The organism is Niveispirillum sp. KHB5.9 (assembly GCF_048066115.1).
In the GTDB taxonomy this organism is placed as follows: Bacteria; Pseudomonadota; Alphaproteobacteria; order Azospirillales; family Azospirillaceae; genus Niveispirillum.
In genome coordinates this window covers 1-13,218 of record NZ_JBLTYX010000002.1, presented here as the reverse complement: position 1 = coordinate 13,218, position 13,218 = coordinate 1, and the positions used below count along the sequence as shown (strand labels likewise).

General features: G+C 67.3%; 9 protein-coding genes. 4 read left to right on the top strand and 5 right to left on the bottom strand.

The window, feature by feature from the left end:
- Positions 1-12 precede the first annotated feature (12 nt).
- The 5 genes from ACM9HJ_RS04745 to ACM9HJ_RS04725 all read right to left on the bottom strand — a co-directional run bounded on the left by ACM9HJ_RS04745 (position 13) and on the right by ACM9HJ_RS04725 (position 7,462).
- Positions 13-1,119: an alanine racemase gene (locus ACM9HJ_RS04745; protein WP_416570546.1), complete on the bottom strand. Its 1,107-nt coding sequence runs from the start codon at positions 1,117-1,119 to the stop codon at positions 13-15.
- Positions 1,119-3,350 carry a TonB-dependent receptor gene (locus ACM9HJ_RS04740; RefSeq protein WP_416570545.1) on the bottom strand — a complete coding sequence of 744 codons (2,232 nt, stop codon included), beginning with the start codon at positions 3,348-3,350 and terminating at the stop codon, positions 1,119-1,121. The genes ACM9HJ_RS04745 and ACM9HJ_RS04740 overlap by 1 nt, the downstream gene beginning before the upstream one ends.
- A 175-nt stretch (positions 3,351-3,525) precedes the next feature.
- Entirely contained in the window at positions 3,526-5,136 is a 1,611-nt protein-coding gene (locus ACM9HJ_RS04735) for a class I adenylate-forming enzyme family protein (RefSeq protein WP_416570544.1), read from the bottom strand.
- The gene (locus ACM9HJ_RS04730) at positions 5,133-6,197 is read right to left on the bottom strand and encodes a serine hydrolase domain-containing protein (RefSeq protein ID WP_416570543.1); all 1,065 of its coding nucleotides are present in this window, start codon (positions 6,195-6,197) and stop codon (positions 5,133-5,135) included. The genes ACM9HJ_RS04735 and ACM9HJ_RS04730 overlap by 4 nt, the downstream gene beginning before the upstream one ends.
- A 5-nt stretch (positions 6,198-6,202) precedes the next feature.
- Positions 6,203-7,462: a D-amino acid dehydrogenase gene (locus ACM9HJ_RS04725; RefSeq protein WP_416570542.1), complete on the bottom strand. Its 1,260-nt coding sequence runs from the start codon at positions 7,460-7,462 to the stop codon at positions 6,203-6,205.
- Positions 7,463-7,577: 115 nt separating this feature from the next.
- On the opposite strand from ACM9HJ_RS04725, the gene ACM9HJ_RS04720 reads away from it, so the two are divergent.
- Genes ACM9HJ_RS04720 through ACM9HJ_RS04705 form a run of 4 tightly spaced genes read left to right on the top strand, consistent with a single transcriptional unit; the run spans position 7,578 to position 13,190 of the window.
- Positions 7,578-9,443 (top strand): serine hydrolase domain-containing protein, encoded by a 1,866-nt coding sequence (locus ACM9HJ_RS04720; protein ID WP_416570541.1) that lies wholly within the window; start codon positions 7,578-7,580, stop codon positions 9,441-9,443.
- A gap of 17 nt (positions 9,444-9,460) precedes the next feature.
- Complete coding sequence (locus tag ACM9HJ_RS04715) at positions 9,461-10,915, top strand: M81 family metallopeptidase (protein ID WP_416570540.1); 1,455 nt, start codon at positions 9,461-9,463, stop codon at positions 10,913-10,915.
- Positions 10,912-11,898 carry an ornithine cyclodeaminase family protein gene (locus ACM9HJ_RS04710; RefSeq protein ID WP_416570539.1) on the top strand — a complete coding sequence of 329 codons (987 nt, stop codon included), beginning with the start codon at positions 10,912-10,914 and terminating at the stop codon, positions 11,896-11,898. Before ACM9HJ_RS04715 ends, ACM9HJ_RS04710 begins: the two co-directional genes overlap by 4 nt.
- An 8-nt stretch (positions 11,899-11,906) precedes the next feature.
- Entirely contained in the window at positions 11,907-13,190 is a 1,284-nt protein-coding gene (locus ACM9HJ_RS04705; protein ID WP_416570538.1) for an amino acid deaminase, read from the top strand.
- Positions 13,191-13,218 lie beyond the last annotated feature (28 nt).

Below are 13,218 nucleotides of genomic sequence, written 5' to 3'. Positions count from 1 at the left end.
CCTTGTGCTCTGTCAGTGCCAGCCATTGGCGCGCCGCCAGAGGGCGGGGGGCCGGCCGGGGGAACGGACGTGATAGAAATCATGGGCGGCGGCGGTCATGCAGGCATGGTTGGGCAGGATCTCCACCCGCGTGCCCACCGGCAGCAGGGTGGGCAGATCCAGCCCCGCCGGCCCGCGCAGATAGCCCTGTTCCTGCGCCACCTTGGCGATGAACAGGCCGGGTGGGGCGGGGTTGTCGCCGATGCGGGCGACGATGCCGTAATGCCCGTCGGCGCCGGTATCCTTGGACAGGGCCAGGGCGCCGGCATCGATCAGCGCATGGCCGGACGGGTGATGGCTCAACAGTTCCGCCACCACGCGCAAGGCGATGTCGCCTTGGGTGCAGACGCCGATGGCAGCCTGGGTCAGGTCCAGGAACTGGTAATTGCCGGGGCGGATTTCCGTGATGCCGGTCAGGTCCTGTGCCGCCAGCATGGTCGGCGTCGATCCGATGCTGACGCTGCGTACGGGCAGGCCATGGGCCCGCAGCAGGTTGGCCGCCGCGACGGTGGCCCGCACCTCCTGCCGGGCCGCCACGCGCACCGCGTCGATCCCGCGGCAATCGTAGGCCTGACCGGCATGGGTCATCACGCCGGCCAGGATCAGGCCGGGATGGTCATGGATCAGGCGTCCCAGTGCCGACAACTGCGGATCGTCGGGCCGCAGGCCGGAACGGCCATAGCCGCAATCGATGTCGATCAGGACGGGCAGGGTAACGCCGCGGGTGACGCAAGCCGCCCCGACCTGTGCCGCCGTCGCCGCATCCTCCGCCACGATGGTGATGCGGGTGCCGATGCTGGCGATCTCCGCAACCCGCGCCGGGGTGGCCGTGATGGCATAGAGGATGTCCGTGAACCCGGATTCGGCGAAATAGCGCGCCTCGCGCAGGGTGGAAACGGTGATGGGGCCGGCCCGTCCACCCTGCGCCAACAGGGCGATTTCCACCGATTTGGTGGTCTTCATATGGGGGCGCAGTTGCACCCTGTGCCGGTCGGCGATGGATCGCATCCTGTCCAGGTTGCGGTCCAGGACGTCGCGGTCGATGACAAGGTGCGGGGTGGGCGGGCCGGCATCGCGCATCAGAAGCGGGCCTTGAATTCGACGCCCCACAGGCGCGGGTCGCCCAGCGTCACGCCCTTGGTGTCGGAGAAGGGGATGCCCGTGCCGCCGCCATTGATGTAATGCCGGTTGAACAGGTTCTGCGCATAGACCGACAGTTCATAAGCACCGTCATTGAAGCGCAGCCCCGCCTTGCCGCCCACCAGCCCATAGCCCGACTGCGACAGGTCCGGGTCCTGTTCCAGGGTGAAGAACTGCCCGGACTTGTAGGTATAGTCGGCGCGCAGATAGCCGTTGATGCCGGCCGTGATCTCCCGCTCATAGTCAGCGGTCAGGGTCGTGGTCCATTCCGGTGCGCGCAACATGCGCTTGCCCGACAGGTCGCAGGTGCGCGCGGCACTGCCGGCCGGGCAGGGGGCGTTGGTGAAGTCGTCATAGCTGGCATCCAGATAGCCCGCCGATGCCTGCAACAGCAGTTCCTGCGTCGCCTTGAATTCCAGCTCCAGTTCCACGCCCTTGCTGGTGGCGCTGGCGGCGTTGGAGACGATGAAGCGGTTGGTGACGAAGGTTGAGACCTGCAGATCCTTGTAATCCAGGTAGAAGCCGGTCAGCGTGGCGTTCAGCCGACGCGGGATCAGCGTGGATTTCAGGCCCAGTTCGTAATTGGTGGCCTTTTCCGACTTGAACTCGGTATCGGCGGCGCTGTTGATCAGGCCGGTGCTGAACCCGCCGCCCTTGAAGCCACGGCTGACCGTCGCATAGGCCATCGTGTCGTCGCTGAACCGGTACTGCGCGGTCAGCTTGGGCGAGACATTGTTCTCCTTCAGCCCGGCGGTGAAGACCGGGATGGGCGGCGGGAAGCCCAGCGGCACGAACAGCGGGTTCACCTTCGACTGGTCGTGGCGGACATCCTTGGTCTCGTGGCTGTAGCGCAGGCCGGCGGTCAGGCTGAACTGTTCGGTCAGGTCATAGGTGCCCTCCGCGTATGCCGCGTAACTGTCGGTTTCGGTGCGCACGAAGGCCGGGGCCACGGACCCCGCCGGCACCACCAGCGCCCCGCCCGTCATCACCCCGGTCAGCAGGGAGAAATGCGGACCGACGGAGGCGACCTGATTGCCCTTCAGGATCTGGTGGAAATAATAAAGCCCGGCCGTGTAGCGGAAATTGTCGCGCTCCGCTGCGACATAGCGCAGCTCCTGGCTGAACTGGTGCTGCTTCTCCCGCAGGCCCGACTGCACCAGCGACAGCGGTGTGAAATCATTGTCGCTCTGATTGTCGAAGGTGAAGCCGCGCAGGGCGGTGATCGACGTGACCGTATCCTCGCCCGTGTCCCAGTCGATGGTGGCGGCCGTGCCCCAGGTGCGGCGGTTCTCGTTATTGGGCGCGTCGAACGCCGTGACGCGGTCGAACAAGGGCGGCACTGTCAGGGGCACGCCCACGGCCTGGGCGAAGCCGCCGACCGTGCCGCCCAGCGTCAGCACCGACTTACTGTCGCCGGTGCCGTCATCGCGGCTGCCATCGGCGGACAGGCGGATGGTGACCACTTCCGACGGCCGCGCCTCCAGCGTCAGGCGCCCGGTTTCATTGTCGATATCGTTGACCTTGCGGCCCTGGAAGCTGTTGGTCAGCAGCCCGTCGCGGCGGGTGACGGAGGCCGAGGCGCGCAACGCGAAGATATCGCCCAGCGGGGCCGACACGGTGGCGCGGTAGCGCCGGGTGTCGTGATTGCCGAAGCGGATGTCGGCCGCCGCTTCCGGCGCCTTCGCCGGGCGCTGGGTGATGATGTTGATGGCGCCGCCGGTGGTGTTCTTGCCATAGAGCGTGCCCTGTGGTCCGCGCAGCACCTCCACCCGTTCCAGGTCGATCAGGTCGCTGTTCAGCGTGGTGGCGCGACCCTGATAGACCCCGTCGACGGAGACGGCGACGCTGCCCTCGGTGCCCAGATTGTTGACGTCCGAGGTGATGCCGCGGATGGAGACGCGGCCGGAGCGCAGCGAGTTGTTATTGTCCAGCGACACGTTGGGGATCAGGCGGATGGCCTGATCAACCGTGCCGATGCCGGCGCGGTCCAGCGCATCGCCGGAAATGGCGGTGATGGACAGCGGCACATCCATCGGATTTTCGATGCGCCGCTGTGCCGTGACGATGATCTCCTCCAGCAGGATTGCCTCCTGCGCCTGCGCGGCGGTGGCCGCCAGCAGGACCAGGGTGGAGGCGCATGCCAGCCGTACCCGTTTGCTTTCCCGAACCATTGAAACCCCCTTGTTCTGATCTGTGGATGCCGGTGGTCCCGGCTCTTCGCATGGTATTTTTTTAGAAATCGAACACAATTTCATTTTTAAGGCAAGGGCTGTTGCGTTCAAGGCATCCGTAGGTCAGGTCGAGCCGGAGGCGAGCCCTGACAGAAACGGATTGAAAGCAATGCTGTCAGGGCTCGGCTTGCGCCTCGACCTGGCCTACGCCACCTGCCGCCAAACCCGCCGCCTGTACCCTCAGCGCCTGCTTGTCCAGCTTGCCGATGGGCAGCAGGGGCAGGGTATCGGACAGGATGAAGCGTTTGGGCACCTTGTAATTGGCCAGGTTCTCCCGGCAATGCGCCGCCAATGCCGCCGCGTCGGGTGGCGGATGGCCGGCGCGCGGCTGGATGAAGGCGTATCCGACCTCGCGGTAAAGCGGGTCGGGCACGCCGACCACGGCGGCCAGTTCCACGGCGGGGTGGGCTTCGATCACCTGTTCCACCTCGCGCGGATAGACGTTGTAGCCGCCGGATTTGAACATCTCCTTCAGCCGCCCGACGATGCGCCAGCCCAGGCCGGGCACGATTTCCGCCAGATCGCCGGTGCGCATCCAGCCATCGGCGGTGAAACTTTCCGCCGTCGCCTCAGGCCGGTTGAAATAACCCTGCATGACCCAGCCGCCGCGCACCTGGATTTCCGCGGCGGTGCCGTCGGGCACCGGATTGCCATCCGCATCGGCCAGCCGCACCTGATAATGCGGATCGGGCCAGCCGATGGTGCCAGCCAGGGTGGCGATGTCGGCATCGGGCTTGGTGAAAGTGATGTTGCCTGTCGTCTCCGTCATGCCGAAGCAGGTGACAAGCCGCTTGCCCAGCAGAGCCAGCCGCCGCACCAGCCCTTCCGGTGCCGCCGCCCCTGACCAGACGATGTCGTGCAGATGGTCCAGCCGGGCGGATGCGAAGGCCGGATCGTCCAGCACCAGCTGGAACATGGTGGGGATCTGGCCCCAGACCGTTACCCGCTCCGCATCCAGCACCCGCACGATGCCAGCGGGATCGAACCCTTCCATGAAGATGATGGCCCCGCCCTGGACCAGGGTGGCGCAGGATACGTCGCCGACGCTGCCGATATGGTTGATGGGCAGGTTGTTCAGCATGCGCATGCCCGGCCCGCCGAAATGTTCCCCCTGTACCAGGGAACATTCCACCAGCCCGCGCTGGAGCAGGACCGCCCCCTTGGGCTTGCCCGTGGAACCGGACGTATAGACGATCAGAGCCGGACTGTCGGGGGTCACCAGTTCCTTGGCGGCGGCCAGCAGGGTGGGGGACAGGCCGTCGCCCATGGCCAGCAGGTCGGGATGCAGATTGTCGCCTTCCAGGCACAGCACCCGCCGCACTGATGGCACATCGGCCGCCAGTTCCGTCAGTTCGGCCCGATAATCGCGCCCACCCCAATGCGGCACGGTGATCACCAGCGCCGGTGCGGCATCGGCCAGCACATGGGCGAATTCCGCCGCGCGGTATTTCGGGTTCAGCCCGGTCCAGATGCCGCCGATGCCGGACACGGCCAGGAACAGGGTCCAGAAGGCGGGGCAGGGCGGGGCCAGCATGGCCACCCTGTCTCCCGGCCGCAAACCAAGCGCCAGTAGCGCCCTTTGCGCCGCCGTCACGCCCGCATGCAGCCCGGCATAGGACAGGCGCCGCCCGTCCAGCACGGCGGCATCGCTGTCGGGTGTGTGATGGGCGTAATGGCCCAGATAATCGCCCAGCCGGGGCAGGGTGGGGATGTCGATGATCATCATTCCACCCCGTCCAGGCCGGCGGCCAGCGCCAGCGACGCCACCGACTGGATCAGCATCATGGTCGCGGTCAGGTCAGCGTTGGCCGCCTCTGCCAGATTGGTCAGCAGCACCAGCACGATGCCGCTTTCCGGCTCGATGAAGCCGGCAGACAGATAGCCCATCACCTTGCCGCCATGGCCCCAGCAGGGAATGCCGCCGAACATCCGCCGCTCCAGGCCCATGACATAGGCGGTGCGCATGCCCGGATTGGGATCGGCAACCTGTGTCGCCAGACAATCCGTCAGCCCGATGCCGCCCGCCTGTCCGTCGCGAAGCGCTGTATACCAGCGCAGCAGGTCCGCCACGTCCGACACCATGGCACCCGACGCACCGGCCCAGCACAGGTCGCCGCCCTGGCTGACATCGACGGGATCTGTCGCCCCCTCGGGCCGGAAATAGCCCGATGCCATCGGCCCAGTTCCCGGCCCCAGGCGCGTACGCGCCAGCCCCAGCGGGTCCAGCACCCGGTCGCGCAGCAGCCGGCCATAATCCTGTCCCGTGGCACAGCCCATGACATGGGCGGCCAGGGCGTAGCCGTAATTGTTGTATTCAAACCGCTCGCCCGCCGGGAAATGCCGCCCGTCGGCCAGGGACAGGGTTTCCAGCTCATCAAAGGTGAAGTCGCGGGTCGGCAGCCGCTTGGGCGGGGTCAGCAGGGCATGGCCATTGCCCAGGCCGGACCGGTGGGTCAGCAATTGCCGCATCGTCACCCCGGTCCCATGGCGCAGGTCGCGGGCATATTCGCCCACCGGCCGGTCCATATCCAGCAGCCCGGCCCGCGCCAGCGACAGGGCGGTCACGGCGGTGAACACCTTGCTCTGGCTGCCGATGCAGAAACGGTGGTCCGGCGTGACCGGTTCGGTGCCCGCCCGGTCGGCATGGCCCGCCGCCAGCAGCAGCGGGTCGCGTCCCGGCACCGACAGGCCCAGAACGGCGCCGGTCGTGCCCTGCCGGCACAGATCGGCCAGGGCCAGCGACAGGCGTTGTGCAGGTTGGCGAAGCGGATGATCCTTGCGCATCATGTCCTTCATTCGGCAAAGGGCCGGGGCCAGGCATAGGGGGCGGCGTCGATCGCCACCGGGCGCCCGCCGATGATATCGGCGACCAGCCGTCCCGACCCGCAGGCCATGGTCCAGCCCAGCGTGCCGTGACCGGTATTGAGATAAAGCCCCTTCACGCCGCTTTCCCCCACGATGGGCACGCCGTTGGGCGTCATCGGGCGCAGGCCGGTCCAGAAGCGGATGGCACCCATATCGGCAGCCCCCGGAAACAGGTCGGCCACGACATGGCGCACCGTGTCGCAGCGTTGCGGCGTCAGGGTGCGGTCGGGTCCCGCCAACTCGGCAATGCCGGCGGCACGGATACGGTCGCCCAGCCGGGTCACGGCGATCTTGTGATGATCGTCCAGGATGGTCGAAACGGGCGCCTTGCCTGGGTCCGTGATGGGCACGGTGGCCGAATAGCCCTTCACCGGCATCACCGGCAGGTCCAGCCCCAGCGGGCGCAACAGCCCCGCCGTCTCATACCCCGCCGCAATCAGCACCGCATCGGCCGCCAGCATGCGGTCGCCCAGTACCAGCCCCGTCACCCGGTCGCCATGGCGCACCACCCGGTCGACGGAGGTGTCCAGATGGAAGGTGACACCTGCCTGACGCAGCCTGTCGGCCAGCAATTCGGTGAACATGCGGCAATCCCCGGTCTCGTCCCCCGGCATCAGCAGGCCGCCGGCCAGCCGGTCGCGCATGTGTGCAAGTCCCGGTTCCCGCGCCACGCATTCATCGGGGGACAGCAGGGCATGCGGGATGTCCAGGTCGCTCAGCACCTTGCTGTCGGCAGCCGAGGCATCCATGGCTTTCTGCGCCCGGAACAATTGCAGCGTGCCTTGCTGCCGGTCGTCATAGCGCAGGCCGGTCTCCGCCCGTAAAGCGGCCAGCGCCTGCTGGCTGTACCGGGCCAGCGACAGCATCCAAATCTTGTTGCGCTGATACCGTTCATGCGTGCAGTTGCGCAGCATCCAGCCCAGCCAGCGCCATTGCCGCCAGTCGGCCGACGGGTGGATCAGCAGCGGCGGATGCTGGGCGAACATCCAGCGCAGCGCCTTCACCGGAATGCCGGGGGCCGCCCAGGGGCTGGCATAGCCCCAGCTCACCTGCCCGGCATTGGCGTGGCTGGCCCCTTCCGCCACGGCGGGTGCGGCATCGATGATGGTGACCTCATGCCCCTGGGCATGCAGGTAATGGGCGCTGGTGACACCGATGATGCCGGCGCCGACGACCAGGATACGCATGGATGGCTCCGCAGGACCTGTCGGAATTGAGATTGCCAAAAACTGAACTTGAAAACAATATCATTTTATGGCGCAATCATCCTGTGACTTGGTTGCAAGGGGAAGGGCTGGGACGATGCTGCGTTCGATCATGGGATTGGTCCTTCTGCTGGCTTCATCGCCGGCCTTGGCGGATATGCCGACCGACCCGGCGCAATTCGCATCCTTCGCCGATCGGGTGCTGTTCACGAAGCTGGCGGAACGGCCGGTAGCGGGGGCGGTACTGATCGCGGTCAAGGATGGGCAGGTGTTCCATGCCCGCACCTATGGCATGGCGGACCGGGAGGCCGGCCTGCCCGTGGAAATCGACCATACCATGTTTCCCCTGGCCTCCATCACCAAGACATTCACCGCCACCGCCGTGGCGCAGTTGATGGTGGAAGGAAGGCTGGGTCTGGATGATCCCGTGCAGCGCCATCTCTCCTTCCCCCTGAAACAGGCGGGCGAACGGGATGTGACGGTGCGCGACCTGCTGACCCATGCCACCGGTATCCCCGACCGCATGATCGGCAGTTCCGCCTGGGGTCCCGGCAGCCTGTTGCCGCTGAAGGAATATCTGTCGGCGCGTCAGCCCACCCCGGTACTGCCGCCGGGACAGGTGCATTCCTACAGCAATTTCGGCACCGCTCTGGCATCGGGCGTGCTGGAACAGGTGACGGGCCGCGACCATGCCGGGCTGCTGCGCGACAAGGTGCTGGCGCCGCTGGGCATGGAGAACAGCCGGTTCAACCTGCCGGGGGCCGCCCCCGCCACCGATCCCGCCGCCAGGCCGGCCCGCACCTATGAGGTCGGGCCCGGCGGGGTGCTGGTGCCAGCCCCGACCGAATATTCCCTCAATATCGGTGCCGCGGGGCTGCAGGCCAGTGCCAGCGACATGGCCCGCTATATGATGGCCTATCTGGCAGGGGCGGCGGGTCGCGACACGGCCCTGATCCCGGCCGCCGGCATCGGCGAATTGCTGCGCCACCAGGGCGGCAACCCCGATATCGCCACGTCCCTGGGCTTGGTCTGGCAGCGACAGCAGGTGGGGGAGACCCTGGTTGTCGGCCATTCCGGCGGGCAGCGGGGGCTTTCCACCGACCTGCGCCTGTTCCCGGCACAGGGTTTCGGCTATTTCCTGGCCATTACCGGCGATGGCGGCTTTCTGCCCTGGGATTTCCTGACCGCCTTCCAGAATGAATATCTGCCGGAGACGGTGGCGGCACCCGTGGCACTGCCCAGTGCCGCCGCCGACGCGGCCGCCATCGCCGGCACCTATCAGGATTTCCGCTTCACCAATCCCGATCCGCTGCTGATGCTGTCGATGTTGAGCGAATTCCGCCTGACCGCCGCAGCCGACGGCGTGCTGACACTGTCCATGCCGGGCCTTTATGGCGGCACCAGCCATCGGTTCGTGGAAACGGCCCCCGACCGGTACAGCCTGCTTCCCGACGATGAAAGTCACCGCGTCGGCCGCATCCTGTCGGTGGTGCGCGACGGATCGGGTTCGGTCAGCACCCTCCATCTGGACATTGCCGGTTACAACCTCTCGGCCCTGCCGCTTCCCTGGTACCGCCAGTCGGCGATCAAGCTGCACTTGCTGCTGGCGGGTCTGGCGGTGGCGCTGGCGGCCCTGTTGTACGGCATCATCACCGCCATCCGCCGGCCGGCATTGCGGGCCGGGTCGGTGATGCTGGCTCTGTCGGCGCTGGGCATCCTGGCCTTCCCGGTCTGGATCGGGCTGGTCCTGGCCGCCGCCTCGCAATGGGACCTGCTCTACGGCATGGGCTATCTGGGCCTGCGGCCGGCATTCCTGCTGCCCTGGCTGTCGGCGTTGCTGCTGGGCGTCGCGGCGCTGCTGGGGCGGTTCCGATCCAGGGGCCAGGGCGGGTTCATCCTGCTGCTGGGCCTCTATCTGGGGCTGCTGGCGGCGAACGGGCAGTTCGTCCTCTCCGTACCCTGAACCTTCGGATGACCATCATGCGCATCTTCATCGCCGGCTTCGGGTGCGAGGTGAACAGTTTCGTCACCGCCCGCGCCACCCTGGACGATTTCGCCCTCCATTGCCTGTATCGCGAGGGTGCCGAGCCCCGCATGGCCACGCCCACCAATGGCCATAGCGACATGGCGGCCCTGGCCCAGGCTGGCGGGCATCAGGTGCTTGGCGGCACCATCGCCTTCGCCCCGCCCACCGGCCCGCTGGAACTGGCCTGCTGGCAGGCGCTGCGGGCACGCATTCTGGATGATCTGCGCGCCGCCGGGCCGGTGGATATCATCCTGATGAACCTGCATGGCGCCACCCTGGCCGACGACGGCACGCATTGCGAGGCGGTGCTGATGGATGATATCCGCCATCTGGCGGGGCCGGGCGTGGTGGTGGGGGCGCTTCTGGACCTGCATTGCCACCTGTCGCCGGGCCTGCTGCAAAGCTGCGACCTGCTGGTGGCTTACAAGCATTATCCCCATACCGATGTCGCCGCACGGGCGGGGGAGTTGTACCGGCTGGCCCTGGCCACGGCGCTGGGACAGGTGCGGCCGGTCATGGAAATGGTGGCGGTACCCGTCATTGGCGCCTTCCCCACGGTGCGGCCTGCCATGGCTGGTTTCGTCGACTGGATGGTGGAGATGGAGGGGCGGGATGGCATCCTGTCCGTCTCCTTGATCCATGGCTTCCCCTGGGGTGACCATGAACAGGCAGGGGCGCGGGCCCTGGCCATCGCCGATGGTGACCCGGCCCAGGCCCAGGCAGCGGCGGAAGAGATCGCGACCCGGTTCTGGCGGCAGCGGGAGGAACTGGCCCTGCGGCCGATCCCGCTGGACCACGCGCTGGCCATCGTGGCGACGGCACCGCCGGGCCCGCCCTTCGTCCTGGCCGATGGCAGCGACAATCCCGGCGGCGGGGCGCCGGGTGACGCCACCCATATCCTGCGCGGCCTGATCGATGCGGGGGTGCAGGGGGCGGCGGTCGGGCTGCTGCATGATTCGGAAACGGTGGAGACCGCCTGGGCCGCCGGGATCGGCGGTACGTTCCAGGCCCGCATCGGTGGCAGGCGGGAGGCTTGTTCGGGCGAACCCGTCACCGGCACGGCCACCGTGCTTGCCTTGCGTGATGACGGGGTGCAGCGCCATTGCGCGGTGGAAACCCCGCCTTTGCCCATCGGCGGGGCGGCCGCCATCCGCATCGGCGGAGTGGATGTGGTGGTGACGGAAGGGCGCAGCCAGACCTTCAGCCCGGATGTCTATACGGAACTAGGGATTGATCCTTTATCGAAACGAATTCTGGTGCCGAAATCCACGGTGCATTTTTTCAGCAATTTCGTTTCGATCACAGATCGAATCCTCTATGTCGATACGCCCGGCGGCATCGACCTGGGCTTCCGCGACATCCGGTTTCAACACCTGAAGCGGCCCGTCTGGCCATTGGACCCGCTATGAGCCTGGCGGTGCTGGATGCGGCCGGGGTGGAGGCGCTGCTGCCCATGGCAGATGCCATTGAGGCCGTGGCCGGGGTCATGACCCGCATGGCGCTGGGCGATGTACGCCAGCCGCCGCGCAGCCGGCTGGACCTGCCCGGTTCCGGCCGGCTGCTGGGCATGATGCCGGGTTACATCGATGATCCGGCCTGTTTCGGCATCAAGGTGGCCACGGCCTTTCCCGGCAATACCGCCGCCGGACTGTCCTCGCACCGGGGTGCTGTGCTGCTGTTCGATGCGGTGGACGGCGCCCCTGTCGGCCTGTTCGATGCCGGTGCCATCACCGCCATCCGCACTGCCGCCGCCAGTGCCGTGGCCACAAGGGCACTGGCCCGCCCCGATGCCGGAAGACTGGCCCTGCTGGGCACAGGCGAGCAGGCGCGGCGGCATGTGCAGGCGATCGGCCTGGTGCGGCCCTTGACGCACCTGTCGGTCTGGGGCCGGTCGGCGGACAAGGCGGTCGCCTTCTGCCGCGACATGCGGAACCGGCACGGGCTGTCCGCCGAACCCGCCGCCAGCGTGCGGTATGCCGTGGCGTCGGCCAACATCATCTGCACCACGACATCCGCCGCGGAGCCGATCCTGTCCGGTCCCTGGCTGCCGGCGGGAGCCCATGTAAACATTGTCGGCGCCTCCTTCCCCCAGCATCGGGAGGTGGATGGCGAATTGCTGGCGCGCGGCCGGCTTTATGTGGACCATCTGCCGTCGGCCCTGGCCCTGGGTGGCGATATCCAGGATGCGCTGGGGCGGGGGCTGATCACAAACGACCATATCAGGGGCGAATTGGGCGGCGTGCTGGCCGGTACGGTGCCGGGGCGCACGGGGGCGGACCAGATCACGCTCTATAAATCGGTGGGCATCGTGGCGCAGGATCTGGCGGTGGCGGCCTATCTGCTGGCAAAGCTGCAGGCCCGGCCGGCCATGGCGACAAGGATAAGAATGTGAGGGAAGGGATGATGCTGGAAGACATGGAGATCGATGACCGGTTCAAGGGCATTCCGGCCGGCACGGCCCCCTTCGCGTTGCGCGACATGGGGCGGCAGGGCTGGAACCTGCTGGCGGGTGATCTGCCCTTGCCGGCGGCCGTGCTGCGCCGGTCGGCGCTGGACGCCAACAGCGGCTGGATGCGGGCTTTCCTGGCGCAGACCGGCCTGTCGCTGGCCCCGCATGGCAAGACCAGCATGTGCCCGCAGCTGTTCCATCGCCAGCTGGCCGACGGTGCCTGGGGCGTCACGGCGGCCAATATCGGTCATGCCACGACATACCGCCGCTTCGGCATCAATCGCATCCTGATGGCCAACCAGCTTCTGTCGCGCCCGGATGTCGCCTGGGTGGCGGCGGAGATATCCCGCGATCCGGATTTTGATTTCTACTGTCTGGTGGACAGTCTCGACGGTGTCGACCTGCTGGTCCGGCATCTGCGCGCCGCCGCCCCGACCCGGCCGCTGAATGTGCTGCTGGAGGTCGGGCAGTCGGGCGGGCGCACGGGCGCGCGCAGCCTGGAGGATGCCCTGGCCGTGGCTGCTGCCGTGGCTTCGGTGCCCGATCTGCTGTCCCTGGCCGGCATCGAATGTTACGAGGGCATCCTGCCCGGCTCCGACGACGCGGCGATCGAGGCGCGCATCGCCGAACTGTTCGCCCTGATGGGCCAGGTCGCGCGTGCGGTAGAGATGAAGGGCTGGTTCCGGCCCGGCCCCGTGCTGCTGTCGGCGGGCGGGTCGATCTATTACGACATGGCGGCCGATGCCATGCGGGCCATCGGCCTGTCGTCCCCCGTGCAGATCGTGCTGCGCAGCGGCTGCTATCTGACCCATGACCATGGCTGGGCGCAACGGGCGTGGCAAAGGCTGCTGGAACGCAGCCCGCATCTGGCGGGCCTGGCGCCGGCCCCGCGTCCGGCGATCGAGCTGTGGGCCTATGTGCAGTCGCGGCCCGATCCCGGCCGCGCCATCGTCACCTTGGGCAAGCGCGATGCCGGCACCGATATCGACCTGCCCATGCCCGTCGCCTGGCACCGCATCGGCGGGGCGGGGCCTTTGCTGCTGACCGACCATCGTCTGATCGGGATGAACGACCAGCATGGCTACCTGTCACTGCCCGACGACAGCCCGTTGCGGGTGGGCGACATGGTGTGTTTCGGCATCTCCCACCCCTGCACCACCTTCGACAAATGGCGGCTTTTGTCCCTGGTGGAGGATGATTACCGCGTCAGCGGCGGCGTCCTCACCTTCTTCTGACCGGTTGCGGGGAACCAACATGCTTTCC

What these genes read in the sequence shown, in the direction of transcription:
- ACM9HJ_RS04745 (WP_416570546.1), bottom strand. Translation starts at nt 1,119, where the DNA reads ATGCGCGATGCCGGCCCGCCCACCCCGCACCTTGTCATCGACCGCGAC.
- ACM9HJ_RS04740 (WP_416570545.1), bottom strand. Translation starts at nt 3,350, where the DNA reads ATGGTTCGGGAAAGCAAACGGGTACGGCTGGCATGCGCCTCCACCCTG.
- ACM9HJ_RS04735 (WP_416570544.1), bottom strand. Translation starts at nt 5,136, where the DNA reads ATGATGATCATCGACATCCCCACCCTGCCCCGGCTGGGCGATTATCTG.
- ACM9HJ_RS04730 (WP_416570543.1), bottom strand. Translation starts at nt 6,197, where the DNA reads ATGATGCGCAAGGATCATCCGCTTCGCCAACCTGCACAACGCCTGTCG.
- ACM9HJ_RS04725 (WP_416570542.1), bottom strand. Translation starts at nt 7,462, where the DNA reads ATGCGTATCCTGGTCGTCGGCGCCGGCATCATCGGTGTCACCAGCGCC.
- ACM9HJ_RS04720 (WP_416570541.1), top strand. Translation starts at nt 7,578, where the DNA reads ATGCTGCGTTCGATCATGGGATTGGTCCTTCTGCTGGCTTCATCGCCG.
- ACM9HJ_RS04715 (WP_416570540.1), top strand. Translation starts at nt 9,461, where the DNA reads ATGCGCATCTTCATCGCCGGCTTCGGGTGCGAGGTGAACAGTTTCGTC.
- ACM9HJ_RS04710 (WP_416570539.1), top strand. Translation starts at nt 10,912, where the DNA reads ATGAGCCTGGCGGTGCTGGATGCGGCCGGGGTGGAGGCGCTGCTGCCC.
- ACM9HJ_RS04705 (WP_416570538.1), top strand. Translation starts at nt 11,907, where the DNA reads ATGATGCTGGAAGACATGGAGATCGATGACCGGTTCAAGGGCATTCCG.